This window comes from Spirillospora sp. NPDC048823 (assembly GCF_043198445.1).
GTDB lineage: Bacteria > Actinomycetota > Actinomycetes > Streptosporangiales > Streptosporangiaceae > Spirillospora.
Map to the genome: position 1 here is coordinate 268,489 of NZ_JBICUT010000004.1, position 24,941 is coordinate 293,429.

A 24,941-nucleotide genomic window follows, 5' to 3' on the forward strand; every position below is an offset into this window, starting at 1 on the left:
GTCCTTGGGCAGCGCGTCCTTGGGCAGTGGGTCTTTCGGAAGCGTGCGGGCCAGCAGCACGAACAGCCCGAGGCCGAGCAGCAGCGCGCCCGCCTTGATGACGTCGCGCTGCGAGCCGCGTCCGAGCGACTCGTCCAGCAGATGCCAGGGGGTGGCGAACGAGACCATGTCGCTCGCCTCGCGGACCTGGTCGAGCGCGTGCGGCCCGGCGAGCAGGTAGGAGATCGCCGTGACGGCTCCGGCGCCGCCCGCCAGCGCGGCGAGCCGGGCGGCCGGCCGCCATGCGCGCCGCGTCCACGTCTCGCGTAGCAGGACCCAGGCGGGCCCGCCGGCGACGAGGGCGGCGGGCAGCTTGACCGCCGTGCCGGCCCCGGCGAGGGCGCCCGCGGCGAGCGCGCGCAGCCAGCCGCCGCGCGCCCGGCCGCGGCGTGCCCGGCCGCCGACGACGGCGAGGGCCGCGACCATCGGCGCGATCGCGAGGACGTCGTTGTGCGCACCCGAGACCAGGTGGAACAGCACCAGCGGGTTGCACGTCCACAGCAGCGCCGTGCGAAGCCGCCGTGTCTCGCTCCCGGCCGTCCGGTAGAGGATCAGCGCCGTCACCGCGAACGCGAGCACGTTGAACACCGACAGGACGAACACGGTCAGCCGCACGGACCCGCCGCCGATCCACGCGGCGAGCGCCTGCTCCCCCGTGGCGATCGGCCCGTACACCGACGGTGTCGTGCGCCACTCCTCGGGTGCCCCCGCGACCGGGTCGTGCGGCAGCTCGGCGGCGCTGGTGGCGTACGGGTCGTGGCCCGTCGCCGCCATCCGCCCGTAGGAGGCGTAGTTCAGGTGGTCGGTGGACCCGACCGGCGGCATCATCATGAACGCGACCGCCGCGAGCAGCCCGGCCATCAGCAGCGGCAGCGGCCGGACGCGCCAGCCCTTCCGGACCGCGGCGAGGCAGAGCCCGAGGCCCACGGCGCTCGCGACGATGCCCGCGACGACGAGCCCGATCACCAGGTACGGCGACGGGTGGGCGGTCAGTGAGTAGGGCGGCTCACCCGGCGCGCCCTCCAGTGCGGGCTGGAAGACGGACGGGCCCAGCAGTGCGGTGACGAGGAAGCATGCGACGCCGGCTCCGATGCCGCACAGCCCGCCCGTCCCGAGACGGGTCATGGGCGGCTGCCGCGCAGGCGGTCCACGCGGCGGGCCACCGCCGGTTCGCGCACGGCGAGGGCCCTGGCCACGTCCCGGAACTGCCGGGCGCGGTGCAACTGGGCGCGCCAGTCCGTCCCGGTGGCGCGGTGCGCGAGCGGGACCTCCACTTCCTCCACCCGGAACCCCTTGCGGAGGAGGTCGATGGTGAGCGCGGTCTCCACGCCGAACCCGGCGGCCAGCGGCAGCGCGGCGTCGAACGCGGCGCGGGTCAGGCAGCGCTGCCCGTTGAGGGGGGCGGTGGCCTCCCAGCCGGTGGCGCGGCGGATCCCGTCGCGGGAGAGCCGGACGACGAAACCGTGCCCGCCGAGCTTCACCGTCGTGGTGAACACCGCGATCGTCATGTCGGCGTCGCCGGCCCGCACCGGCTCGGTGAGGGGCGCGGCCTCCCGGGCGGTCTCGGCCAGGTCGGCGTCGAGGAACAGCAGGTGACGCGGCTGGTCGCGGCCGTCGTCGAGGAGCCGGACGGCCTCGGCGCCGCTTTCCATCGCGGCGCCCTTGCCCCGGTTGCGGCTGTGCCGGACGACTCGGGCCCCGGCGTCGCGGGCGACCCGCCCGGTGCCGTCGGACGAGCCGTCGTCGACCACCACGACCAGGTCGGCGCCCGGGAGTTCCTGGGCGGCTTTGACGGTGGCCGCGATGCGGTCGGCTTCGTCCTTGGCCGGGATGATCACCGCTACGTCCTGCATATCCGCGATGGTAGTCGGGGACGGGCGCGCGGCGGGGATCGGCGGGAGGAACGCCCCGACCCGTTACCCGCGGGCCACCCGCGTGAGGGGCGCTCTTCACCCCGGCCGCGCAAGACGGAGGGGATGCTGAAGCGGCGACCCCCCGAGGTTCACCCCGGCGAGCCGCCGATCGGGCGGGTCGGACGGATCAGCCCGCGTCCATGGCCGGCGCCGCGTCGGTCACGGTGAAAACGGTGTCGAGCCCGGTGACCTGCAGGATCCGTTTCACGGCCGGGCGGGGGGCGGCGAGTTCCAGCGAGCCGCCCTGCTCCTTGAGCCGCTTCATGGCCGCAAGCAGCACGTTCATGCCGGTCGAGTCGCAGAACTCGACACCGCTCAGGTCGACCACGATGCGGTTGACCTGGTCGCGCAGCAGACCCGCGAGGGCCGCCTGCAACCTGGGCGCGGTGTACAGGTCAAGCTCACCGATCGCTGTGACGACGGCGTGACCCTCCTGAGACGCGGTCGAGACGTTTAGCTCCACGTCCGGCACACTATCTCGGGAAAGGCCCGCGGGCCAGACAGTTCACCAAGTCCCCTGTGGGGCGGGCGTGTCGGCGCGCGGGCAGTCCCGTACGCTTTGAGAACTACGCACCGTAATGTCATGATCTCACCGTTGGTGATGTTCGCGGCCGGTCCGGCGTTCTCCCGGTTCCCGCCTCGCGGGCGGCCCGAGTAGGAGAGGCTGAGCAGGTGCAACAGCGGCATGGACACGACGCCGACCCTAGAGAGACCCGGCTGCGGGAACGCCTGGAGACGATCCGCGCGCGCTCCGCGAAGTCCAGTTCGTGGCGGACGTCCACCCAATACTTGTCACGCCTCGTGAACGCGAGCGGGTTCATCCCCGTCAAAGCGCGTCTGTCCCGCGAAGACCTCGCCTTCCTCGCGGGGGCCCGCGAGGAGGTCATCACGTTCGCCGAACTGAGCGTGCGCCTCCTCGATCTGCACCGCCCCCAGGAGGCCGGCGGCATCACCAGCGACCCCGGCAGCCCCATCCGCCGCTGCCGCGCCTGCATGTCCCGCTGGCCCTGCCCCACGTTCCGCGCGATCGACGAGACCCTCAGCACCTGACCGGCCGGAACCCGCCCGCCCGAAGCCCGCACGACCGGGAACCTGCTCGAACGGGAACCCGCCCGGCACCGGTTCCGCCTCACGTCATCAGCGGCAGGCGGACCTCGAAACGGCAGCCCGGACCGTCGTTCGCGACGCCGATCTCGCCCGCGTGGGCCTCCACGATGCCGCGGGCGATCGCGAGGCCGAGACCCGCGCCGCCGCCCGGAGTCCGGGCCGCCTCGCCGCGGAACGCGACGTCGAACACGCGCGGCAGGTCGTCCTCGGGGATGCCGCCGCAGGCGTCCGCCACCGTCACCCGCGCCTCCCCGCCGCTGACCTCACCGATGATCTCGACCGCGCCGTCGCTCGGCGTGTGCCGGATCGCGTTGACGACGAGGTTGCGCAGCGCGCGTCCCAGCTCACCCGTGTCCACCTGGACGGGCAGGCCCTCCCGGACGTCGCCGTGCAGCCGGACGCCCTTCGCGCGGGCCAGGGCCTCCGCGCCTGCGACGGCCTCGGCGACCAGGTCGGCGAGGCCGACGCGCTGCCGGGACAGGCGCAGCGCCCCGGCATGGATGCGGGACAGCTCGAACAGGTCGTCCACCATCTCGGTGAGCCGCTCCACCTCGACGCGGATGCGCCCGTGGTAGCGGTGGACGGTTCCCGGGTCGGCGACGACCTCGTCCTCCAGCGCCTCGGCCATCGCCCGCAGGCCCGCCAGCGGGGTGCGCAGGTCGTGGCTCACCCAGGCGACAAGCTCGCGGCGGCTGGTTTCGAGGGCCTGCTCGCGTCGGTGGGACTCCGCCAGCCGGTCGTAGGCGGCCTCCAGCTCGCGCGACAGCTCGGCCAGCTCCGCCGGCAGGTGCGCGGACGGCGGCCGGAAGCGGTCGGCGCGGACGGCCTCCACGAGGGTCCGGTTCGCCGCCACCAGGCGGCGTCCGAGAAGGACCGACACGGCCATCGCGACCAGCCCGGCGGACGTCACCACGGCGAGCACGACCGCGCGGTCATGGTCGTTCAGCAGCATCATGAACGAGATCACGAGGATGCCGGAGATGGTCGCCAGCACGGTCGCCGCACCCACGACGATCAGCTGGGTGGCGACCGAGCGGGCGCGCAGCAGGTACAGGGCGCCGAGCGCGACGGCCGCGACGACGAACGCGGCGAGGGCCGCGTAGAAGACGACCCAGAGGAGGTCCTCGAAAGGGATCATGATCGGTCGTCTCCCGGGGTCTCCGGTTCGGCGGGCTCGTACCGGTAGCCGACGCCCCAGACCGTGACGATGCGGCGCGGCGCGGTCGGATCGTCCTCGATCTTCTCGCGGAGCCTGCGGACGTGCACGGTGACCGTGGAGGAGTCGCCGAACGTCCAGTCCCAGACGCGTTCGAGCAGCTCGTCGCGGGTGAACGCCTGCCGGGGATGGCGGAGCAGGAACGCCAGCAGGTCGAACTCGCGGGACGTGAGCGCCAGATGCTCGCCGCGCAGCCCGGCCTCGTGCGCGCTGACGTCCACGACCAGGTCGCCGTCGCGCAGCGGACCGGACGGGCCGGTCGGCACGAGCGCGCCCCGCGCCCGGCGCAGCACCGACCGGACGCGCAGCGCCAGCTCACGCGGGCTGAACGGCTTGGTCACATAGTCGTCGGCGCCGGTCTCCAGCCCGATGAGCCGGTCGGTCTCCGTGCCGAGCGCCGTCAGCATCACGATCGGGACGGTCGAGGTCTCGCGGAGCCGCCGGCACACCTCCAGGCCGTCCATCCCGGGCAGCATCAGGTCCAGGACGACGAGGTCGGGCGGATGGTCGACGGCCTTGCGCAGGGCGGCCCTGCCGTCGGCGACGCACACCACCTCGTGCCCGTCGCGGGCCAGGTAGCGGGCGACGACCTCGGCGACGGTCGGATCGTCGTCGACCACCAGGACGCGGCCGGCATGGGACACGGAGTTCACGTCCACACGTTACGGCGCGCACAACGGAACCGCCTCGTCCGTCATCACCCTGTAAGAACCATCCACGTCCCGAGCAGGACTACCCGCCGGCGGCACCCCGGAGGTCTGCATCAGGGTGGGCCTCCGCCGAGCGGCGGGGCCTGATCTGCCCAGGGTCGTCCCAAAGGGTGATGACTGCCGCAAGAGGAGCGCCTACGGTGGGGGCATGGGTAAGACAGTCCTGACCGTCTTCGGTGTCATCCTCGCGATATGGCTGGTGATGACCCTCATCGGGTCGTTGTTCGCGATGCTGAAGTTCTTCTTCTTCATCGGACTCATCGCCGTCGTGGTGGTACTTGCCGTAACCGCCGTGTCCAAGATGTCAAAAAGCAACTAGCCAAGTGGGCCGCCCCTCTTGCCGGGGCATCGCCGGTGACCGCATGATGCCGGAATAACCAGGCGGTCATCGGCGAAGGGACATATCGTGCCAGGCCTTACCGAGGTGCTGCGCGAACGCGCAAGCTCGCATCCCGATCGTGTCGCGTACATCGCGGGCGAAACGGAGATCACCTACGGCGACTTCGACCGGCGCGTCGACCGGGTCGCCTCCGCGCTGTCGGCCGCCGGCGTCGGGCAGGGCGACCGTGTCGCGGTGCTCGACAAGAACTCCCTGGAGTACGCCGAGCAGCTCTTCGGCGCGGCGCGGATCGGCGCGGTCCAGGTGCCGGTGAACTACCGGCTGGCGCCGGACGAGGTCGCCTACATCGTCAACAACGCACAGGCGAAAATCTTCATCGTCGGCCCCGAGTTCGTCCCCGTCCTGGACGCGATCGCCGACAGGCTGGAGCACACCACCCACAAGGTGGTCATCAACGGCACCGACACCGCCGCCTACGAGGACTACGCCGCCTGGATCGACTCCGCGTCCGGCACCCGGCCCGACCACGAGCCCGCCACCTCGGACGTGTTCGTCCAGCTCTACTCGTCGGGCACCACCGGCCGGCCCAAGGGCGTCATGCTCACGCATGACAACTTCTTCGCGGCGCTGACCGTCACCAACGACGTGTGGGACATCGACGAGTCGTCCGTCCTGATGGTCGCGATGCCGATGTACCACGTGGCGGGCAACGTCCTCACGGTCTCCTCCGTCTACAACGGCCTCACCGGCGTCATCGCGCGCGAGCCCGACCCGACGCTGATCGCGAAGGGCATCGAGAGGCACCGGGTCACGCACATCTTCCTCGTCCCGGTTCTGCTGCAGTTCATGCAGCTGATCCCAGAGGTCGCCGAGGCCGACATGTCCAGCCTCCAGCTGCTGCTGTACGGCGCGTCCCCCATCAGCGAGGACGTGCTGCGCGGCGCCATGCGGATGCTGCCGGGCACCGAGTTCATGCAGGTGTACGGGCTCACGGAGGTCACCGGCGCGATCACCATGCTGCCCGCCGAGGACCACGACCCGGACGGCCCCAACCCGCACCGGCTGCGCAGCGCCGGCCTGCCCAACGCCAACACCAAGATCAAGATCGTGGACCCGGCGACGCAGGAGGAGGTCCCCGTCGGCCAGGTCGGGGAGATCGTCTGCCAGACCCCGCAGAACATGAAGGGCTACTGGGGCCTGCCCGACGCGACCACGTCCGCCCTCTCCGACGACAACTGGTTCCGCACCGGCGACATCGGCTACCTCGACGAGGACGGCTACGTCTACATGCACGACCGGGTCAAGGACATGATCATCTCGGGCGGGGAGAACATCTACCCCGCCGAGATCGAGAACACCCTGATGAGCCACCCGGAGATCACCGACTGCGCGGTGATCGGCGTTCCGTCCGAGAAGTGGGGCGAGACGCCCAAGGCCCTCGTCGTGCTGGCGTCGGACGTCCCGGAGCAGGACATCATCGACTACTGCCGGGAGCATCTGGCGCACTTCAAGTGCCCCAGTTCCGTCGAGCGCCGCGACGAGATCCCCCGCAACCCCACGGGCAAGATCCTCAAGCGCGAACTCCGCGACCCCTACTGGGAGGGCCAGGACCGCGCCGTGAACTAGGCCATCGCGGGCCCCCGGTGTCAGCCGCCTGACACCGGGGGCTTTCGCATCACAGGTACCGGACCACGGCGGACAGCGGGCGGTGGTCGGACGCCTTGGTGCGGGTGGCGGGGACGCTGCAGGAGACGGCGGCCGACTTGGTGATGAAGAGGTAGTCGGTCTTGGCGACCGCGGTGCCCTGCCAGTTCTGGCGCGTCTTGGCGCCCGTGCGGGACGAGCCGGACTGGTCGCATTCGGCGTAGACGTCGTAGAGCGGGTCGAGGGCCGGGCTGCCCGGGGTGTCGGCGAGGTCGCCGCCGACGAGGACGCGGCCGGCGCCGGCGAGGTCGACGAGGGCGCGGGCCTGCTTGCGGCGCCATTCACCGTTCTCGGACGAGCTGAGCTGCGTGACGCAGACCCGGGTCGCCCAGGACGTGACCTCGCCGCACAGCGCGACGTGGGCCTGGCCGGGAGGCGCGGGCAGCTTGCTCTCGCCGGTGCCGGTGAGCGGGGCGTCGGTGCCGATGGCGACGCCGAGGCGGCCCTGTCCCCGCGCGCACTCGGGGCCCTTGGGGAGCGGCGTGAACGCCCAGCTCCACTTGCCCAGGGCCTTCTTGAAGTCGCGGATGTGGCCTTCGCAGACCTCCTGGAGGAGGACGGCGTTCGTGGCGACCTCGCGTCCGCCGACCTCGGTGGCGCCCATCCGCTGGACGATCTGCTTTCCGAGGGCGGCCGGGGCGGTGCCGAGCGGGCAGCCGGGGTCGGCGTCGCCGCAGACGTTCCAGGTCATCGCATTGATCGTCACGGCGTCGGGGCGGGGGGCCGCACCGTCGGCGTGGGCGGGGCCTCCGCCGCCCGGCATGTCCTCGATGCCGGCACCGGTGGCGGCCGCGGTCACGACCGCGGCGGCCGCGCAGACCGCGAAGAGGGGGATCAGGGCGCGGGGGGATCGCACACGTTCTCCAGGGGACAGTCAGCGGGGATGATGGCGGAATCTCACCACATCAAGATCGCTTTTGTCAGCGGTTCGCGACCAGTCGGTCATTCACGATTCGGGTGGAAGGATGCGGCGATTTCCGCGACCAAGGCTAGGGGCCCGGCGAGTGATCTCGCCGGGCCCCCGTCCCGCCGGTCTTGTTTCCGCGCCGGCGAGCCCTCGGCGCAGACGCGTGCGGCCTTCGCCCCTCAGTCCGCTCGCGTCCCGGGCAGCCCGGTGACCGTACCGGCGCCGACCGTCCTGCCGCCCTCGCGGATGGCGAAGCCGAGGCCCTCGGTCATCGCGACCGGACTGCCCAGCTCCACGGCCATCTCGACCGAGTCGCCGGGCAGCGCCATGCGGCCGTCGCCGCCGAGGTCGATGCCGCCGACCACGTCCGTGGTGCGGAAGTGGAACTGCGGGCGGTAGCCGTGGAAGAACGGCCTGCTGCGTCCGCCCTCGTCGGCGGTCAGCACCCGGACCCGCGCCCGGAACCGCAGATGCGGCCGGATCGCGCCCGGCACGCTGATGACCTGGCCGCGCCGGACCTGGTCCCGCTTGACGCCGCGCAGCAGCATCGCGGTGTTGTCCCCGGCCTCGGCGTGGTCCATCGACTGGCCGAACGTCTCCAGCCCGGTCGCGACCGTGCCGAACGTGTCGCCGAGCCCGACGACCTCGACGGCGTCACCGGCGCGTATCGAGCCCTGCGCCACGACGCCGGTCACGACGGTGCCGCGCCCGGTGATGGTGAGGACGCTCTCGACCGGCATGAGGAACGGCTCGTCCAGCACCCGCGGCGGCACCGGCACGTACGCGTCGATCGCGTCGAGCAGGTCGCCGATGCGGGCCGTCCAGTACGGGTCGCCCTCCAGCGCCCGCAGGCCCGACACCCGGACGACGGGGATCTCCTCGCCGGGGAACCCGTACTCCGACAGCAGCTCCCGGACCTCCAGCTCGACGAGGTCGAGCAGTTCGGCGTCCTCGGCCATGTCGGCCTTGTTGAGGGCCACCACGATGTGCCGGACCCCGACCTGGCGGGCCAGGACGATGTGCTCGCGGGTCTGCGGCATCGCCCCGTCCTGCGCGGACACGACGAGCACCGCCCCGTCCACCTGCGCCGCACCAGTGATCATGTTCTTCACGTAGTCGGCGTGGCCGGGCATGTCGACATGGGCGTAATGCCTGGTCGCGGTCGCGTACTGGACGTGCGCGACGTTGATGGTGATGCCGCGGTCGCGCTCCTCGGGGGCGCGGTCGATGCGCTCGAACGGCGTGGCGGACGCCAGCCCGCGGTCGGCGAGCACCTTGGTGATCGCCGCGGTCAGGGTCGTCTTGCCGTGGTCGACGTGCCCCATCGTCCCGATGTTCAGGTGGGGCTTGTCGCGCTCGTAACGCTGCTTGGCCATTGTCTCGTCCTCACTGGTGGATCCGGTGAGAACCCCTGCGCGTGCACACGCGCAGTACGTGACCACCCCCCTCCGCTGGTTCTCCGGAGGTGGGACGGAGAGGGGTCAGCTTCGGATGAGCGAAGTGAACCGGGGGGCGTGGGGGGTCGTCCCCCCACAGGAGGTCCGCGCGCCGTCGACGACGGCCGCGTTCGCTGCGGCTGCCAGGGAGGCAGCCGGCACCGCGCTCGGCAGGCCGTGGCCTGCGAGCGTCCGGGTGCCGGCTGCGAAGAACATGGTTCGAAGATTACGAGCCGCGCCCGACCGGGTCGACAGGTTTTTCACGTGCGGGGACGCGCAGGAGCAGCAGCCCGGCGGCCGCGCCCGCGAACTGGAACCCGGCGATCGCCAAGACCAGGCCGACGGGCCCGATCGCCTCGGCGGACGCGGCGGTCAGCGCGGCGCCGACCGCGGACGCGCCGATCTTGAGGCTGCCGGCCGTCGTGTTGACCTGGCCGAGCCGGTCCGGCGGGGACTCGCGCTGCCGGAGCATCAGCGTGGCCGCGAACACGGGTCCCTCGCAGATTCCCGCTGCGACGCACGCCGCCATCGCCCACGGCAGGGACGGCGTCACCGCGAGGGCCGCGAGGGACGTCCCGAACCCGACGAGCCCGGCGATCATGACGGGTTCCCCGTGCCTCGGCGTCAGCCACCGGCTGGACGCGAGCGAGCCGGCCAGCGAGCCGACCGCCAGAGCCACGAGCATCTGCCCGCCCGCGCTGGGCGCGGCGCCGATGTGCCCGGCGAGCAGCACCGCCGTCACCGCGACACCGCCGAACCCCATCCACGCGAGCGTCGTCGCCACGGTCAGCGCCCGCAGCACCCGCCCCTCGACGAGGACGGTCAGCCCACCCGTCATCATCGAGAACCATGCCGCGGCCCCGGACACCGCGCCTTCCCCCGTCGACCCGACCGCGACGCCCGAGCCCGCGCCCACATCCGAGGCCGGGCCCGCGTCCAAGGGCGGGCCCGCCTCCAGGGGCGGACCCGGGTCCGGGCTCTTGTCCGGGCCGGGGGGTGTTCCCGGCTCTCCGTCCGAGGACGCGGAGGGGCCGGGGAAGGGGAGCAGCGGGAGGGTCAGCAGGCCGAGGGCGCCGACGGCGACGATGGCGACCCCGGCGTACTGGCCGCCCGCCAGGGAGGCGAGCCCGGCGGCGAGGCCGGGGCCCGCGATGCCCGCGAGGTTGTAGCTGGACGCCTCCAGCCCGTACGCGCGGGACAGCCGCCCGGCGGGGACGAAACGGGGCAGCAGGCTCGTCAGCGCCACCACGATCGGCTCGGTGCAGCCGATCACGGCGGCGACGCACAGCGCGAGGACGAGCGGCGACCGGCCCGCCATCGCCAGCAGCACCACGGTCGCGACGGCGTACCCGGCGGCGAGGACGACCGCGACGCGGCGGGGCCGTCCCACCCGGTCCAGCGCGTTCCCGATCAGCGGGCCGCTCAGCACGTACGGGAGCGTCATCGCGGTCTGCAGGTATCCGGCGGTGGCGGCGTCGCCGGTGCGCGCCTGGACGGTCAGGACCAGCGCCGTCGCGACACCCTCGGCGGACACCCGCAGCAGCGTCGCCGAGGTGAGGTGAAGCGGGAGCGCCGCCGTCCTGCCGAGCACGATCGCATCCTGGCACAGGGGACGGCCCGGCCGATCCGGTCCGCCGGCGCCCACCTAGACTGCGCAGTGTGACGGCTTTGGGCACGGCACACGAGCACCGGGTCACCAGTGAGGTCGGGCGGCTGCGGACCGTCCTGCTGCACCGTCCCGGCGCGGAGCTGAAGCGGCTCACGCCGCGCAACAGCGACAAGCTGCTGTTCGACGCGATCCCCTGGGTGGGCCGGGCGCAGGAGGAGCACGACGCGTTCGCCGAGGAGCTGCGGTCGCACGGCGTCGAGGTCCTGTACGTGACGGAGCTTCTGCAGGACGCGCTGGAGTACCAGGCGGCGCGGGAGCAGGCGATCGCGGACGCCGTCGTCGACCTGCGCCTCGGCGACCAGCTCCGCCGCGCCGTCGAGGGCCATCTGCGCGACCTCGACCCGGAGAACCTGGCGCACACGCTGATCGCCGGGCTGGCGCACGAGGAGCTGAAGTCCGGGCACGGCCTGGTCTACCGGCTGATGGACCGGCTCGACTTCATCGTCGACCCGCTGCCGGGCCTGCTGTTCACGCGCGACAACAGCACCTGGATCGGCGACCGGGTGGCGGTCACCAGCCTGGCCATGGAGGCCCGGCGTCGGGAGGCGGCGCTGACCGGCCTGGTCTACGCGCACCATCCCCGGTTCGACGGCGTGAAGCCGGTGTACTCGCCGTCCCTCGAACATCTTGAGGGCGGGGACGTCCTGCTCCTGCGCCCGGGGGTGATCGCGGTCGGGACGGGCGAGCGGACGACCCCGGCGGGTGTCGAGCGGCTGGCCCGCCAGGTGATCGGAGCGGGGCTGGCGCACACCGTCCTGGCCGTCCCGATCGCGCAGGAGCGGGCGACCATGCACCTGGACACGGTGTGCACGATGGTCGACGTCGACACCGTCGTCATGTACCCGCCGATCGCGCACTCCCTGACGGCCTTCACGGTCACGCTCGACGACGGCGGGCTGAAGGTCGCCGAACCGCGCCCGTTCCTGGACGCGGCGGCCGAGGCGATGGGCCTGGACCGGCTCAAGGTGATCGACACCGGCCTCGACCCGGTCACCGCGGAACGCGAGCAGTGGGACGACGGCAACAACACCCTCGCGGTAGCGCCGCGCCTGTGCGTCGCCTACGAACGCAACATCGAGACGAACGCGCAACTGGAAGCGGCGGGCATCGAGGTCATCCGGATCAGCGGCAGCGAACTGGGAACCGGCCGCGGCGGCCCGCGCTGCATGTCCTGCCCGATCCTCCGCGAAGACGTCTGAGGCAGGCGGCGGGCGTCTGAGGCACCGGCCCACCGGGCGCTCGGCTAGGCGCTGCGGGCGCTGCTCTGGGTCGATCGGGTGCGGTTGCGGGCTTCGTCGTCCGGCTCGTCCATGAGGTCTGGAAAATCGGACAGGTCGGGGACGGCGACCTGGGCCCCGGTCGGGGAGGCGACCCCGCCGTCACCGGACGCCCTGGGCGCCCGCAGGACGGCCCACACCGTGGTGGCACCCTCCTCGTGGCGTACGCCCCAGCCTTCGGACAGGGCCTCCACGATGCCGAGCCCGCGTCCGCCGAGCGAGGACAGCGTGCCCGGGCCGCGGCGCGGCTCGGTCATGGCGCCGCCGTCGCTCACCTCGACTTCGAGGAGGTCTCCGCGGCGCAGCCAGCACACCCTGACCTGCCCGGACGGCAGCGGCCGCGCGTGCCGGAGGGCGTTGCTGATCAGCTCGCTGATGATGACGGCCGCGTCGTCCACGATGGTCTCGAAGACACCCGAGTCGACCAGTTCCGAGCTGAGGCGCTTACGGGCGACCGCGACGCTCGACGGCGCGTGTGGCAGCAGTACGACGCTCGACGCCCTCACCTCCCCGTGGCTCCGCTTACCCGGACGGTTCCCGTCATCGCGCTTCCAGTACGACCGAAATGCCCTGATGGCCATGGCCGGAAACACGAACGATTCAGTCTGCCACCTGCACAACGAGTCACCGCCCATCCGGTCACGGTGATCACCCCCGGATCGGAATTCCGTCACCAACGGCAACCATCAAGGATCTATCCAGTCAACGGCGGATTTACTCCTCACGCGCGCGTTTCGTCCGTCACACTCCGGCGCCACGGAACTTTCCCGCAGAGACCTACCCTGCCACCGGTCGAGACCGCTGATTGCCCTGGTCACAACGGTCTCACCACGGCACCCTCTGCGGACTGTCCTTACGGTGAGTAACCGCGATCGGGTCGGGGACCGGCCGGGCGGTCAGTCCGCGGCGCGGAGCACGAGCCGCATGCACGTGCCGTCGCCGGGATGCGCGCCACCTGCGGGTCCGCGCCCCTCCGCCGCCCGCAGGAGGGTGTTGGGCAGCCGCGGCGGCAGCGTCTCCGCGGCTGCCGACCCGTTTTCTCCCTGCCCGTACGCGCTTGTGTGAGATACCTCACGCTTGCCAGCTCCGCCCGGATGTGCGGAGATCGTTCCGCCCTGGGCCTCCGTCAGGCGTTTGACGATGTAGAGGCCGAGCCCGATGCCGCCGAAGCGCCGGCGGTCCCCCGACTCCCCCTGGACGAACCGCTCGAAGATCCGCTCATGGTCGCCGGGCGGGATGCCGATGCCCTCGTCCACGACCGTCACCACGGCGTCGGACTTCTCGCGGACGGCACGGACGCTGACCGTCCCGCCGTCCGGGGAGTACTTGAACGCGTTCTCCAGCAGCTGCCCGAGGACGATGTCGGTCGCCATCGCGTCACCCCGGCACGGCGGCAGATCCGGCGCGATCTCCAGCTCGACCCGGTGCAGCGGCGACAGCGACCGGAACCCCGCGACGACGCCCTCCAGCACCCGGGCCAGGTCGAACGACTCGATCGTCACGGTCAGCTCGTCGGCGCCCGCCCGGGACCCCAGCAGCAGATGCTCCACGAGGCGGCCGAGCGACTGGGAGCGTTCGGCGATCGTGGCGACGGCGGCGCGGCGGTCGGTGTCGGCCAGCTCGTCCCACCGGTTGACCAGCGTGGACGCGAACCCCTGCACGACCGTGATCGGGGTGCGCAGCTCGTGGCTGGTCGTCGCGAGGAACAGGTCCTTGGCCTCTTCGAGCGCCTTCGCCTCCGACACGTCGCGGAAGTCGACGACCAGCTCGCCCGTCTCCTCGATCTCGGCGGCCAGCACGTTCAGCCACGTCCCCGACTCCAGCCGGAACGTCAGCATCTCCCCGAGCGCGGGCATGTCGAACGGCAGCGGGCGCCCGATCGCGTCCTCCGGCGGGATGCCGGTGAGGGTGTGCGCGGCGGGGTTCCACTGCCGGACGACGAGGTCGTGGTCCAGCACGGCGATGCCGTCGGCGCTGGAGTCGATGACGGCGCGCTCGTGCGCCCGCTGCCGGACGACCTCCGCGTAGGCGACGGCGTTGCCGACCGCGACCCCCGCGTGCCCGGCGAGCAGCTCCAGCAGCTCGAGCTCGGTGTGTCCGATCTTGCGGCCGGAGAAGAGCGCGTAGAGAGCGCCGTACGGCCGGTTCTGCAGGTACGACAGCCCGAGCGCGATCGTGTGCAGGCCGGACAGCTCCGACCAGATCAGGTCGCCGAGGCGCCGCTCGCCCGTCGCGAGCAGCACGGTCTTGCCGGACCGCAGCACCTCCCCGACCAGGCTCGACCGCAGGTCCGCGGACGTCCCGCGCATGTGCTCGGGCAGCCCGGACATGCTGACCAGCCGCAGCCGCTCGCCCTCGATCCGCACGAACCCGCCCGCGTCGGCACCGGTCAGCTCGATCAGCGCCGCGGTGATCCGGTCGAGGACGACGGCCAGGTTCAGTTCCGCGTTCAGGTCGGCGACGATGTCGTTCAGCCGCCGGACGAGCCGGGCCCGCTCGGTCATGTGGTGCTGGACGATCTCGTCCTCGTCCACCGGGTGGTACACCCCGACCCAGCCGAGCAGGCTCCCGGACGGGTCTTTCAGCAGGCTCGTGTCGATCCGCACGTCGATCAGGCGGCCGTCCCGGTGGAACCTGCGGGTCGCGATCGAGATCTGCCCGCTCTCGCCCTCGCCCGTCCGCCGCGTGAGGAGCCGTTCCTGGACGGCGTTGTGCTCGGCCTTCAGCTCGTCCGGCACGATCGGCGGCACCCGCCCGGCCATCTCCTCGGCCGTCCAGCCGAACATGCGCTCGGCCGCCGGGTTCCACACCGTGACCCGGTGCCGCTGGTCAACGGCCACGATCGCGTCGGCGGCGCTCTCGATGACGGCGCGCGCGATCGGGTCGTGGACGTGGTGGTGCACGCCTGTCATCGTGCCACCGGCCCCCCGTGCTCGCCGGGTAACTTGCACCGAAACTTCCCACGTCACCCTTACCTTTTGGTAAGACTACCGCCGGGTAACCCGGCCGATCAGAAGCGCGGCCAGCCCGGACACCAGGAACGACAGCAGCGACGCGCTCATCCAGCTCTGCGGGGCGAAGTGCACGGCGTCCCGGACGCCCGTCCAGAAGCCCGCCCAGCCGTCGACGGTGCCGGGGTTGATGAGCTGGTAGACGACGAACCCGGCCGCCCAGGCGCCGATCATCCCCCAGCGGGACGGCGCCGTCCGCGACACGTCCCATCCGTCCAGGTGCGCGGCGTCCGCCGCCGCGCCGTCCCGGCGGCGGCGCCCGAGGAAGAAGTCGGTGGCCAGAACGCCCAGCATCGGCACGAACACCGACCCGATCAGCGCCAGGAAGCCCGCATAGTCGTTGATGTCCAGGGCCAGCGCGAGGACGGTGATGGTGATGCCGAGCAGGACGCTCAGAACACGGCGGTCGGCGCGGGGCGCGAGGTTCTGGATGGACACGGCGGTGGAGTAGGTGTCGGCGAACGACTGGTCCGCCTCCCGCAGCACGAACACCGCGAAGAACACGACGCCGAGCGTGGCGCCCAGGAACGGGTCGAAGACGTTCTCGGTGTTGCCCGCGACCAGCGCCAGCGCCAGCAGGCCGAGAACGTAGGCGACGATCTGCGTGACCGAGTAGCCGACGGCCGCGGCCCCGAACGCCGCGCGCTCCGTCCGCGAGTGCCGGGTGTAGTCGGCGGCGACCGGCACCCACGAGATCGACACCGCGAGCGCCGCGTCCGCGCCGATCCAGAAACCGCCCCACGACCCCTGCGACAGGTCCGGCAGCGGCTCGCGGAGGATCTGGACGTAGAAGTACACCAGCGCGATCGCCACGGCGACCGTCACGTACCGGCGCAGCAGGCGGACCGACCCCAGCGGCCAGATCGTCAGCACCGTCGTGATCAGCCCGGCGGCGATCACGTAGCCCCAGCGGGGTATCCCGTCCCACAGCTCGGTCGCCGCGTCCGCGATGACGATCAGCTCGAACGTCCCCCAGCCGACGAGCTGCGCGATGTTCAGCACCGTGGGCGCGTACGACAGCTTCGCGCCGAACAGCCCGCGCAGCAGCACCATCGCCGGCTGCCCGGTGCGGGCTCCGGGGACGGCGGCGAGACCGAGCATCAGCCCGCCCAGAACCGTGCCGACCGCCATCGCGACGATGCCCGCCATGATCGACAGCGTCGGGTTGCCGTCGGTGTCGGGCGCCAGGACGGTGTACGCGCCGGAGAAGGCCAGCAGGCTGACCCCGAGGTTCGCCCAGAACGCGCCCTGGTCCCAGAACCCGAGGACCCTGGGGGCGGGCTCTTCGAGGGTGAAGGGCACTTCGTTCGGAGGCTTGACGTCGGACGCCACGGAACACACTCCCTACGCCGGCATTACCCGGACAGGTTCATGCGGTCGGCGACGCCTCGAAGGCCGCCCTCTCAGCCCGGCTGTGGCCCGAGCTCCCGCGGATATCGGCCGGCACATGTTCGGCCGGCCCTGTTTCAGCCCAGATCGTACAAGGACCTGGCTTCCCCCAATAGGGCGCGGATCACCTCAAAGAGAACAGATCACACCGTCACGCCACAAACGGGGGACCGTCCCCGGCGCCCTCCATCGGACGTCCCGCCTCGGCCCAGCCCTGCATCCCGCCGTCGACGTTCTTGGCCAGCCAGCCCGCCTGGTTGAGCGCCACGGTGACCTGCGCGGACCGGGCCCCCGACCGGCAGATCACGAAGACCTCCTGGTCACGCGGGACCTCACCGGCACGGTCACCGAGCCGGCCCATGGGGATGTGGACCGCCTCCGGCGCGTGCCCGGCGTCCCACTCGTCCTGTTCCCGCACGTCCAGCAGGTAGGCGTCCTGCGGAACGTCAGCGGCCACCACGGCCGGCACGTCGTCCCCGAAATTCATCACACCCCCATGGAACCGTGCGAAGCACCCCTGCGTCGAATCACGCATGCGGTATCGGACGCTCCTTTTCGTGGCGCCCGGGCTGGCCGTGCTCCTCTCATCGGCCGCCTGCGGCGACGAACAGGCCAACGGAACCCCCGCCGACAAGCCTTCGGGCGCAACATCCGTGCAGCCCTCCGACTCGCCGGCGGACACGCTCACCATCGATGTCAAGGCCTCCGCGGAGGCCCCCGCCAAGACCTGGACCCTGACCTGCGAACCGCCCGGCGGCGGCCATCCCAAGGCCGCCGAAGCCTGTGCGGCCCTGGCCAAGACCAAGGACCCGTTCAAGCCCGTCCCCAAGGACCAGATGTGCACCAAGATCTACGGCGGCCCCGAGGTCGCCACGGTCAAGGGCACCTGGAACGGCAAGGAGATCGACACCACGTTCACCCGCAAGGACGGCTGCCAGCTCCACCGCTGGACCCAGGTGGCCCCCCTCTTCGGCAACGTCCCCAAGGTCCGCTGAAGGAGCCCTCCCCGTTCCGGCTCGCTTCCGGACCCTGGTCGGCCTGCCCCCCTCCGAATACCGCCACCGAAGCCGCTCCGCCGCCCACGAACGACTCGCGCGGCCTTCTACTTGAGCAGGCGGGACATGCGGCGGTCGGCGAGGGGCTTGCCGCCTGTCTGGCAGGTGGGGCAGTACTGGAGGGACGAGTCGGCGAACGAGACCTCGCGGATGGTGTCGCCGCAGACGGGGCATTTCTGGCCGGTGCGGGCATGGACCCGCAGGCCGGTCTTCTTCTCGCCCTTGAGGTCCTGGGCTTCGAGGCCGCGTGAGCGTTCCACGGCGTCCCGGAGGGTGGCGACGATCGCCTCGTGCAGGGTGGCGACGTCGTCCTCCGTCAGGGACGCGGCGATCTTGAACGGGGACATCTTCGCGACGTGCAGCACCTCGTCGGAGTAGGCGTTGCCGATTCCGGCGATCACCTTCTGGTCGCGCAGCAGCCCCTTGATCTGGGTGCGCTTGCCGTTGACGATCGCGGCGAGCGCCCCGGGGGTGAAGGCGTCGTCCAGGGGGTCGGGGCCCAGCGACGCGACACCCGGCACGTCGGCGGGGTCGCGGACGACGTAGACGGCGAGGCCCTTCTTCGTGCCGGCCTCCGTCAGGTCGAAGCCGGAGCCGTCGTCCAGGTGGACGCGCAGGGCGAGGGGATTCTTGCCGCCGGGCCGGACGGGCCTGGACGGGATCTCGTCCCGCCAGCGCAGCCAGCCGGCGCGGGCCAGGTGGATCACCAGGTGCAGGCCGTCGACGTCCAGGTCGAGGAACTTGCCGTGCCTGGACGCGCCGGTGACGGTCAGCCCGCCGAGCGAGGTGACCGGCGGGTCGTAGGTCTTCAGCGCGGAGATGGCGAGAACATCGATCCGGGCGACGGCATGGCCGACCACGCGCTCCCGCAGGAACCCCGCCAGCGCCTCCACCTCTGGTAGCTCAGGCATGGCTTCAGTATCGGCGATGAAGTCGTCCACAGGGCTGTGGACGGCTGTGGAAAAGTTTGTGCACAACGTCGGATCCGCTTGCGTGTGCGGCTCTTTCGGGGTCGATACCTCAATGAATCCGGTCAAAGCGGCTGGAGGGGGGTCCGTGCGGCGGTCACACAGGGTGTGGATAACTTCCATGTAACGACCCTTGGGTAACCGCTGCGGAAGGCCTGTGAGGGCGACTCACCGGCCGGAATTCCAAGGTGTGACCGGGATCTCGAAATAACCCCTGGGGGGTAGGGGTTGCCCAGGACGCTCGGTTCTGCCAGCATGAGGATCAGAGATACCCCCCTAGGGTAATGAGCAAGGGAGACATCAGATGAGCACCGCCACCTACACCGTCACCGGGATGACCTGCGGCCACTGCGTCAGCTCCGTCACCGAGGAGGTCGAGCAGATCGCCGGCGTGACCGGCGTCGACGTCGACCTGCCGACCGGCCGGGTGACCGTGACGAGCGACACGCCCCTCGACGACGCCCTGGTCAAGGACGCCGTCGAAGAGGCCGGTTACGAACTGAAGTCATGAGCGGCGCGCATCTCGCGTCCAGGCGGGGTGCGTCCCAGATGTTCGAGCGGAGTGGATCGGCATGAACAGCGCGACCAAAGTGGGGGCCTACGCCGTGGGCCTGGCCGTGGTCTTCGGCGGGGCCGCCGGGATCGGCAAGGTCGTCGGACCCGTCGGGGCCACGGCCGAGACCGCGTCCCATGAAGGCGCGGGTCACGGCGGCGAAGGCGGGGGGCACGGCGCCGCGGCGTCCCCTGTGCCCGGTGGCCTGCAGGTCTCCGAGGACGGCTACACGCTCGTCCCGCGCAAGACGACGCTGACGCCCGGCAAGCGGACCGACTTCCGGTTCACCGTCAACGGGCCGGACGGCAAGCCCGTCACCGGGTTCAAGCCCCTGCACGGCAAGCGCCTCCACCTGATCGTCGCGCGGCGTGACCTGTCGGGCTTCCAGCACCTGCACCCGACCGAGGCCGGCGGCGGTGTCTGGACGGTGCCGATCACGCTGCCCAAGGCGGGTGTGTACCGGTTCTTCACCGACATCCAACCGAACGGGGCGTCGCGCCAGCTGACGCTGGGAACCGACGTCTTCGCCCCGGGCGACATGCGGTTCACGCCGCTGCCGAAGCCCGAGCAGGTGGCGAAGGTGGACGGGTACGAGGTCGCGCTGTCCGGCGGACTCACTCCCGGCAAATCCACTGAACTCACCCTTTCGGTGAGCAAGGACGGCAAGCCGGTCACCGACCTGCAGCCGTACCTGGAGGCGTACGGCCACCTGGTGGCGCTGCGCCAGGGCGACCTCGCCTACCTCCACGTCCACCCGGACGGTGAGCCCGGCGACGGCGAGACGAAGCCGGGGCCCGGCATCACGTTCTTCGCCGAGGCGCCCAGCACCGGCGCATACCGTCTGTACCTGGACTTCAAGCACGACGGCGAGGTCCGCACGGCCGAGTTCACCGTGCACGCCGGCGACGCCGCGGTACCCGTCCAGGAGACCGAGACCGAGCCGGGCCACGATGACCGGCCCCACGGGCACTGACCGCACGATCGAGGCAGAGGAGGAGCGATGAGCACGGACACCGCGTCCGGGCGTATCGAGCTGGCGATCGGCGGGATGACGTGCGCGTCGTGCGCCAACCGCATCGAGCGGAAGCTCAACAAGCTGGACGGCGTGACCGCGACGGTCAACTACGCCACCGAAAAGGCCCGTGTCGAGTTCCCCGAGGGGGTATCGGCGGACGAGCTGATCGCCACGGTCGAGCAGGCCGGGTACTCCGCCGAACTCCCGGCCCCGCCGAGGTCGGAGTCCGAGGGGGACGGGGCGCCGGAGCCGGACGACGGGCTGCGCCCGCTGCGGCAGCGGCTGATCACCTCGGTCGTGCTGTCGGTCCCGGTCATCGCGATGGCGATGATCCCGGCGCTGCAGTTCGAGGCGTGGCAGTGGCTGTCGCTGACCCTCGCCGCCCCGGTCGTCGTGTACGCGGGATGGCCGTTCCACAGGGCCGCGGCGATCAACCTGCGGCACGGCGCGGCCACCATGGACACGCTGATCTCGGTCGGCACGATCGCCGCGTTCGGCTGGTCGCTGTGGGCGCTGTTCTTCGGCACGGCCGGTGAGCTGGGCGTCAAGCACGGCTTCGAGTTCTCGCTGACACGCTCCGACGGGTCGATGAACATCTACCTTGAGGCCGCCGCCGGCGTCACCATGTTCATCCTGGCCGGACGGTACTTCGAGACGCGGTCCAAGCGCCGCGCCGGCGCCGCCCTCCGCGCCCTGCTGGAGATGGGCGCCAAGGACGTCGCGGTCATCCGGGACGGACGCGAGGAGCGCATCCCGGTCGACCGGCTCTCCGTGGGCGATGTGTTCGTCGTCCGTCCCGGAGAGAAGATCGCCACCGATGGGACGGTCGAGGAGGGCTCGTCCGCCGTGGACGCGTCCATGCTGACCGGAGAGTCGGTCCCGGTGGAGGTCGCGCGGGGCGACAGCGTCGTCGGCGCCACCGTGAACGCGGGCGGGCGGCTGCTGGTCAGGGCCACCCGGGTCGGTTCCGACACCCAGCTCGCGCAGATGGCGCGGCTCGTGGAGGACGCGCAGACGGGCAAGGCGCAGGCGCAGCGGCTCGCCGACCGAATCTCCGGGATCTTCGTCCCGGTGGTGATCGCGCTGGCGCTCGGCACGCTCGGCTTCTGGATCGGAACCGGCACCGGCCTCGCCGCCGCGTTCACCGCCGCGGTCGCCGTGCTGATCATCGCCTGCCCGTGCGCCCTCGGCCTCGCGACCCCGACCGCCCTCATGGTCGGGACGGGACGCGGCGCCCAGCTCGGCATCCTGATCAAGGGCCCCGAGGTGCTGGAGTCCACCCGGAAGATCGACACGATCGTCCTGGACAAGACCGGCACCGTCACGACGGGACGCATGGCGCTGGTCGACGTCGTCACCGCCGACGGCGTTTCCGAGGACGATGTCCTGCGGCTGGCGGGGGCGCTGGAGAACGCGTCCGAGCACCCCATCGCGCAGGCCATCGCCAAGGGTGCGACCGAACGGATCGGTGAACTGGGCTCGGTCGAGGACTTCGCCAACATCGAGGGACTCGGCGTCCAGGGAGTGGTGGACGGCCACGGCGTCCTCGCCGGCCGGCCGCAGCTCCTCGCCGAATGGTCGCAGCAGCTCACTCCCGGCCTCGAACAAGCCATGGAGGAGGCCCAGGCGCTCGGCCACACCGCCGTCGCGGTCGGCTGGGACGGCGAGGCCCGCGCCGTGATCACCGTCGCGGACCAGGTCAAGCCGACCTCGCGGGAGGCGATCCAGCAGCTCAGGTCGCTGGGGCTGCGCCCGGTCCTGCTGACCGGCGACAACGCGACGGTCGCCCGCACGGTCGCGGACGCGGTCGGCATCGACGAGGTGATCGCCGAGGTCCTGCCGCAGGACAAGGTCGACGTCGTCAAGCGCCTCCAGTCCGAGGGCCGGACGGTCGCGATGGTCGGCGACGGTGTCAACGACGCCGCCGCCCTCGCCCAGGCCGACCTGGGTCTTGCGATGGGGACGGGCACGGACGTCGCGATCGAGGCGTCCGACCTGACCCTCGTCCGCGGGGACCTGCGGGCCGCCGCCGACGCGATCCGGCTGTCCCGGCGCACGCTCGGCACGATCAAGGGCAACCTGTTCTGGGCGTTCGCCTACAACGTGGCGGCCATCCCGCTGGCGGCGTCCGGGCTGCTCGTCCCGATGATCGCGGGCGGCGCGATGGCGTTCTCGTCGGTCTTCGTGGTCAGCAACAGCCTGCGGCTCCGCCGCTTCAAGGCACTGAACGCGAACCGCGGCGAGCCCGTCGCCCCGGCCGCCAAGCCGATGCGGGAAGAACTGTCCGCAGCCGGCTAGTCCTTACACAGAGCGCGCGGTCCCGGCGAGGGGCCGCGCGCTTCGTGGATGAGGCCGTCAGGTGCGGAGGGTGGCCATCAGGGGCGCCAGGGCGGGGTCCGCGGCGGCGGCGTCCAGGGCCTCGGTGAGGGTCGCGGTGTAGGTCGGGGCGGCCTCCGCCTGGGCGGCGCGGCCCTCCTCGGTGATGACGGTGTAGACGCCGCGGCGGTCCTTGGGGCACATGGCGCGGCGGGTGAGGCCGGCGGCCTCCAGCCGGGCGACGAGGCGGCTGACCGAGCTCTGGTCGAGGCCGATGAGGTCGGCGAGTTCCTGCATCCGCAGCTCACCGTCGTCGGCGCGGGACAGCCGGCACAGGGCCCGGTACTCCGACAGCCCGATTCCGTGCAGGCGCTGCATCGCCTTGGCGAGCTGGTGCTCGACGCGTCCGTGCAGGGTGACGACGCCGTCCCAGAGCAGGTCGTCCGCCGTGAAGGTGCCCGTCGTGGTGCCGGTCGCGCCTGCGCTCATCTCGCGCCCCCTCTTCTGTTGACACCACCTTACATGCAATGCGAATATCTGCATGTACATGCAAGTTCCTTTGAGTCTGGTGGAGGCCCACGATGACCAGTCCGCTGCTCCTTCCCTACGACGGGCCGCACCTGAACCTGCCCAACCGGATCGCCATGGCGCCGATGACGCGGGGCAGGGCGGACGACGCGACCGGCGTCCCCCATCCGCTGACCGCGGAGTACTACGCGCAGCGCGCCACCGCCGGCCTGATCGTCACCGAGGGGATCTGGCCGGACGTCCTCGGCAAGGGCGGGCCCGGCATCCCCGGCCTGGTCGACGACGCGCAGGTCGACGGATGGCGCGCGGTCACCGACGCCGTCCACGCGGCAGGCGGGACGATCTTCGCCCAGCTCTGGCACGTCGGCCGGATGACGCACCCGCTCAACCTGCCCGGCGGCGCGACGCCGGTCGCCCCCTCACCCGTCCGGATCGAGGGCGAGCAGATCTACACGTGCGAAGGCGACGTCGACCACGTCACGCCGCGCGCCATGACGACCGCCGAGGCGGAAACGTTGATCACCGGCTTCGCCGCCGCGGCCCGCAACGCCGTCAGGGCCGGGTTCGACGGCGTCGAGGTGCACGGCGCGAACGGCTACCTCATCCAGCAGTTCCTCGCCGAGAACACCAACCGGCGCACCGACCGGTTCGGCGGCTCCCGCGCCGGGCGGCTGCGGTTCGCGCTCGACGCGGTGGAGGCCGTGGCCGCCGAGGTGGGGCCCGGACGGGTCGGGCTGCGCATCTCCCCGCACAACCCGGAGAACGAGATCGCCGAGCAGGATCCGCAGGGCACCTACCGGGAACTCGTCGACACCCTCGACCCGCTCGGTCTCGCCTACCTGCACGTCATCGAGCGCGGCGCCTACGGGGCGCTCGCCGATCTGCGCCCGCGCTGGTCGGGCACCCTGATCGGGAACTTCAACGGCCCCGAGCCCACCTCGCGGGAGGCCGGCGAGCAGGTCGTCGCCGTGGGCCTGGCCGACCTCTTCTCGTTCGGGCGGCTGTTCATCTCCAACCCCGACCTGCCGGCCCGCTTCGAAGGGGGCACGCCGCTCAACACGCACGTCCCCGGACTCGTCTACGGCGGAGGCGCCGAAGGCTACGTCGACTACCCGGCCCTGTCGCCCCAGCGCTAGCCCGGCCTCCGCCCCAGCGGCCCCGGGCGTCAGGCCGGGCGGGGCGTCACGGGACGTCCCAGAAGGCGATCTCGTGACGCATGCCCTCCAGGAACAGACGTTCCGCGGACTCGCGGTCGGCGCCGGACTCGTCGATCATCTGGGCGATGCGCCCGGTCAGCTCGGCGAAACCGGGGTCGGCGTAGGTGTCGACCCAGCGGCGGTAGCGCGGCTCGGACGGCGGGTTCTCGACCAGGCGGGCGCCGAGCGTGGAATAGCCCCACATGCAGGGATAGAGGGCGGCAAGGCCGTCAGCGTACGTGGCGGCACTGTCCAGAAGAAACGACGTGTACGCGGTGCAGGCCGGGCCCTTCTTCGCACCGTCCAGATCGGCGTCGAAGCTCGCGGACAACGACCTGTGCAGGTCGAGCTCGTCATGGAACGTCGCATAGGCGAGGTCGACGAGATCACCGAGATGGGCGGCGGGCGCCTGCCACGCCAGCCTGGAGAACACGCGCACGTAGTCGTGCAGGAAGAGGTAGTCCTGTTCCAGCCAGGAGCGGAACACCGCCTCGTCCAAATTCCCTTGGGCGATGCCCTCGACGGTGGGGTGCCTGAGCTGTTCGTCGACCAGCGGACGGCCGAGTTCTTCCAGATGCGCCGCGAGACTCAT

23 protein-coding genes, 1 pseudogene and 1 riboswitch are annotated in these 24,941 nt (G+C 71.6%); of the genes and pseudogenes, 9 read left to right on the forward strand and 15 right to left on the reverse strand.

What is annotated here, in order from left to right; translation table 11 throughout:
• Positions 1–273: 273 nt before the first annotated feature.
• The 3 genes and pseudogenes from mptB to ACGFK0_RS12200 all read right to left on the reverse strand — a co-directional run.
• A pseudogene (mptB, locus tag ACGFK0_RS12190) lies at positions 274–1,164 on the reverse strand (polyprenol phosphomannose-dependent alpha 1,6 mannosyltransferase MptB); the annotation flags it as partial.
• On the reverse strand, positions 1,161–1,892 hold the full coding sequence (locus ACGFK0_RS12195; protein WP_392903515.1) for a glycosyltransferase family 2 protein: 732 nt from the start codon (positions 1,890–1,892) through the stop codon (positions 1,161–1,163). The pseudogene mptB and the gene ACGFK0_RS12195, both read right to left, overlap by 4 nt.
• Positions 1,893–2,079: 187 nt before the next feature.
• On the reverse strand, positions 2,080–2,415 hold the full coding sequence (locus ACGFK0_RS12200) for an STAS domain-containing protein (RefSeq protein WP_358453622.1): 336 nt from the start codon (positions 2,413–2,415) through the stop codon (positions 2,080–2,082).
• Between the two features lie 209 nt (positions 2,416–2,624).
• On the opposite strand from ACGFK0_RS12200, the gene ACGFK0_RS12205 reads away from it, so the two are divergent.
• The gene (locus ACGFK0_RS12205; protein WP_392903519.1) at positions 2,625–3,002 is read left to right on the forward strand and encodes a hypothetical protein; all 378 of its coding nucleotides are present in this window, start codon (positions 2,625–2,627) and stop codon (positions 3,000–3,002) included.
• Positions 3,003–3,081: 79 nt separating this feature from the next.
• On the opposite strand, the gene ACGFK0_RS12210 is transcribed toward ACGFK0_RS12205, so the two are convergent.
• Positions 3,082–4,197 carry a sensor histidine kinase gene (locus ACGFK0_RS12210; protein ID WP_392903521.1) on the reverse strand — a complete coding sequence of 372 codons (1,116 nt, stop codon included), beginning with the start codon at positions 4,195–4,197 and terminating at the stop codon, positions 3,082–3,084.
• The gene (locus tag ACGFK0_RS12215; RefSeq protein ID WP_392904050.1) at positions 4,194–4,919 is read right to left on the reverse strand and encodes a response regulator; all 726 of its coding nucleotides are present in this window, start codon (positions 4,917–4,919) and stop codon (positions 4,194–4,196) included. Before ACGFK0_RS12215 ends, ACGFK0_RS12210 begins: the two co-directional genes overlap by 4 nt.
• 214 nt (positions 4,920–5,133) lie before the next feature.
• Between ACGFK0_RS12215 and ACGFK0_RS12220 the strand changes: the two genes are divergently transcribed.
• Both ACGFK0_RS12220 and ACGFK0_RS12225 read left to right on the forward strand, forming a co-directional pair.
• Positions 5,134–5,304 carry a hypothetical protein gene (locus ACGFK0_RS12220; RefSeq protein ID WP_392903523.1) on the forward strand — a complete coding sequence of 57 codons (171 nt, stop codon included), beginning with the start codon at positions 5,134–5,136 and terminating at the stop codon, positions 5,302–5,304.
• 87 nt (positions 5,305–5,391) lie between these two features.
• Positions 5,392–6,951, forward strand: coding sequence for a long-chain-fatty-acid--CoA ligase (locus ACGFK0_RS12225; protein ID WP_392903526.1), 1,560 nt, complete (start codon positions 5,392–5,394; stop codon positions 6,949–6,951).
• Between the two features lie 49 nt (positions 6,952–7,000).
• On the opposite strand, the gene ACGFK0_RS12230 is transcribed toward ACGFK0_RS12225, so the two are convergent.
• The 3 genes from ACGFK0_RS12230 to ACGFK0_RS12240 all read right to left on the reverse strand — a co-directional run bounded on the left by ACGFK0_RS12230 (position 7,001) and on the right by ACGFK0_RS12240 (position 10,963).
• Entirely contained in the window at positions 7,001–7,885 is an 885-nt protein-coding gene (locus ACGFK0_RS12230; RefSeq protein WP_392903529.1) for an endonuclease/exonuclease/phosphatase family protein, read from the reverse strand.
• Between the two features lie 230 nt (positions 7,886–8,115).
• Positions 8,116–9,312: an elongation factor Tu gene (gene tuf / locus ACGFK0_RS12235; protein WP_392903531.1), complete on the reverse strand. Its 1,197-nt coding sequence runs from the start codon at positions 9,310–9,312 to the stop codon at positions 8,116–8,118.
• A 286-nt stretch (positions 9,313–9,598) separates the two neighbouring features.
• The gene (locus ACGFK0_RS12240) at positions 9,599–10,963 is read right to left on the reverse strand and encodes an MFS transporter (protein WP_392903534.1); all 1,365 of its coding nucleotides are present in this window, start codon (positions 10,961–10,963) and stop codon (positions 9,599–9,601) included.
• 68 nt (positions 10,964–11,031) lie between these two features.
• Here ACGFK0_RS12240 and ACGFK0_RS12245 point away from each other — a divergent pair, with 68 nt between their 5' ends.
• Entirely contained in the window at positions 11,032–12,240 is a 1,209-nt protein-coding gene (locus tag ACGFK0_RS12245) for an arginine deiminase (protein WP_392903536.1), read from the forward strand.
• A gap of 44 nt (positions 12,241–12,284) precedes the next feature.
• On the opposite strand, the gene ACGFK0_RS12250 is transcribed toward ACGFK0_RS12245, so the two are convergent.
• The 4 genes from ACGFK0_RS12250 to ACGFK0_RS12265 all read right to left on the reverse strand — a co-directional run bounded on the left by ACGFK0_RS12250 (position 12,285) and on the right by ACGFK0_RS12265 (position 17,205).
• Positions 12,285–12,824, reverse strand: a complete 540-nt coding sequence (locus ACGFK0_RS12250) for an ATP-binding protein (RefSeq protein ID WP_392903539.1) — start codon at positions 12,822–12,824, stop codon at positions 12,285–12,287.
• A 390-nt stretch (positions 12,825–13,214) separates the two neighbouring features.
• Entirely contained in the window at positions 13,215–15,230 is a 2,016-nt protein-coding gene (locus ACGFK0_RS12255; protein ID WP_392903542.1) for a PAS domain-containing protein, read from the reverse strand.
• 75 nt (positions 15,231–15,305) lie between these two features.
• Positions 15,306–16,661 (reverse strand): purine-cytosine permease family protein, encoded by a 1,356-nt coding sequence (locus ACGFK0_RS12260; protein WP_392903545.1) that lies wholly within the window; start codon positions 16,659–16,661, stop codon positions 15,306–15,308.
• A riboswitch (TPP riboswitch) is annotated at positions 16,654–16,770 on the reverse strand. (Overlaps the previous gene by 8 nt.)
• 99 nt (positions 16,771–16,869) lie before the next feature.
• Positions 16,870–17,205, reverse strand: a complete 336-nt coding sequence (locus ACGFK0_RS12265; RefSeq protein ID WP_392903548.1) for a rhodanese-like domain-containing protein — start codon at positions 17,203–17,205, stop codon at positions 16,870–16,872.
• Positions 17,206–17,275: 70 nt separating this feature from the next.
• On the opposite strand from ACGFK0_RS12265, the gene ACGFK0_RS12270 reads away from it, so the two are divergent.
• On the forward strand, positions 17,276–17,713 hold the full coding sequence (locus ACGFK0_RS12270) for an SSI family serine proteinase inhibitor (RefSeq protein WP_392903550.1): 438 nt from the start codon (positions 17,276–17,278) through the stop codon (positions 17,711–17,713).
• Positions 17,714–17,820: 107 nt separating this feature from the next.
• Here the strand turns inward: ACGFK0_RS12270 and ACGFK0_RS12275 are convergent, their stop codons facing one another.
• Positions 17,821–18,684: an Fpg/Nei family DNA glycosylase gene (locus tag ACGFK0_RS12275; protein ID WP_392903552.1), complete on the reverse strand. Its 864-nt coding sequence runs from the start codon at positions 18,682–18,684 to the stop codon at positions 17,821–17,823.
• A gap of 361 nt (positions 18,685–19,045) precedes the next feature.
• Between ACGFK0_RS12275 and ACGFK0_RS12280 the strand changes: the two genes are divergently transcribed.
• The 3 genes from ACGFK0_RS12280 (at position 19,046) to ACGFK0_RS12290 (ending at position 22,607) form a co-directional block, all read left to right on the forward strand.
• The gene (locus ACGFK0_RS12280) at positions 19,046–19,252 is read left to right on the forward strand and encodes a heavy-metal-associated domain-containing protein (RefSeq protein ID WP_392903555.1); all 207 of its coding nucleotides are present in this window, start codon (positions 19,046–19,048) and stop codon (positions 19,250–19,252) included.
• A 61-nt stretch (positions 19,253–19,313) separates the two neighbouring features.
• The gene (locus ACGFK0_RS12285) at positions 19,314–20,267 is read left to right on the forward strand and encodes a hypothetical protein (RefSeq protein WP_392903558.1); all 954 of its coding nucleotides are present in this window, start codon (positions 19,314–19,316) and stop codon (positions 20,265–20,267) included.
• A gap of 27 nt (positions 20,268–20,294) precedes the next feature.
• Positions 20,295–22,607: a heavy metal translocating P-type ATPase gene (locus ACGFK0_RS12290; protein WP_392903561.1), complete on the forward strand. Its 2,313-nt coding sequence runs from the start codon at positions 20,295–20,297 to the stop codon at positions 22,605–22,607.
• A 57-nt stretch (positions 22,608–22,664) separates the two neighbouring features.
• Here the strand turns inward: ACGFK0_RS12290 and ACGFK0_RS12295 are convergent, their stop codons facing one another.
• Positions 22,665–23,114, reverse strand: a complete 450-nt coding sequence (locus tag ACGFK0_RS12295; protein WP_392903564.1) for a MarR family winged helix-turn-helix transcriptional regulator — start codon at positions 23,112–23,114, stop codon at positions 22,665–22,667.
• Between the two features lie 92 nt (positions 23,115–23,206).
• On the opposite strand from ACGFK0_RS12295, the gene ACGFK0_RS12300 reads away from it, so the two are divergent.
• Entirely contained in the window at positions 23,207–24,289 is a 1,083-nt protein-coding gene (locus ACGFK0_RS12300; RefSeq protein WP_392903567.1) for an alkene reductase, read from the forward strand.
• 46 nt (positions 24,290–24,335) lie between these two features.
• On the opposite strand, the gene ACGFK0_RS12305 is transcribed toward ACGFK0_RS12300, so the two are convergent.
• Positions 24,336–24,941 (reverse strand): TenA family protein, encoded by a 606-nt coding sequence (locus ACGFK0_RS12305; protein ID WP_392903570.1) that lies wholly within the window; start codon positions 24,939–24,941, stop codon positions 24,336–24,338.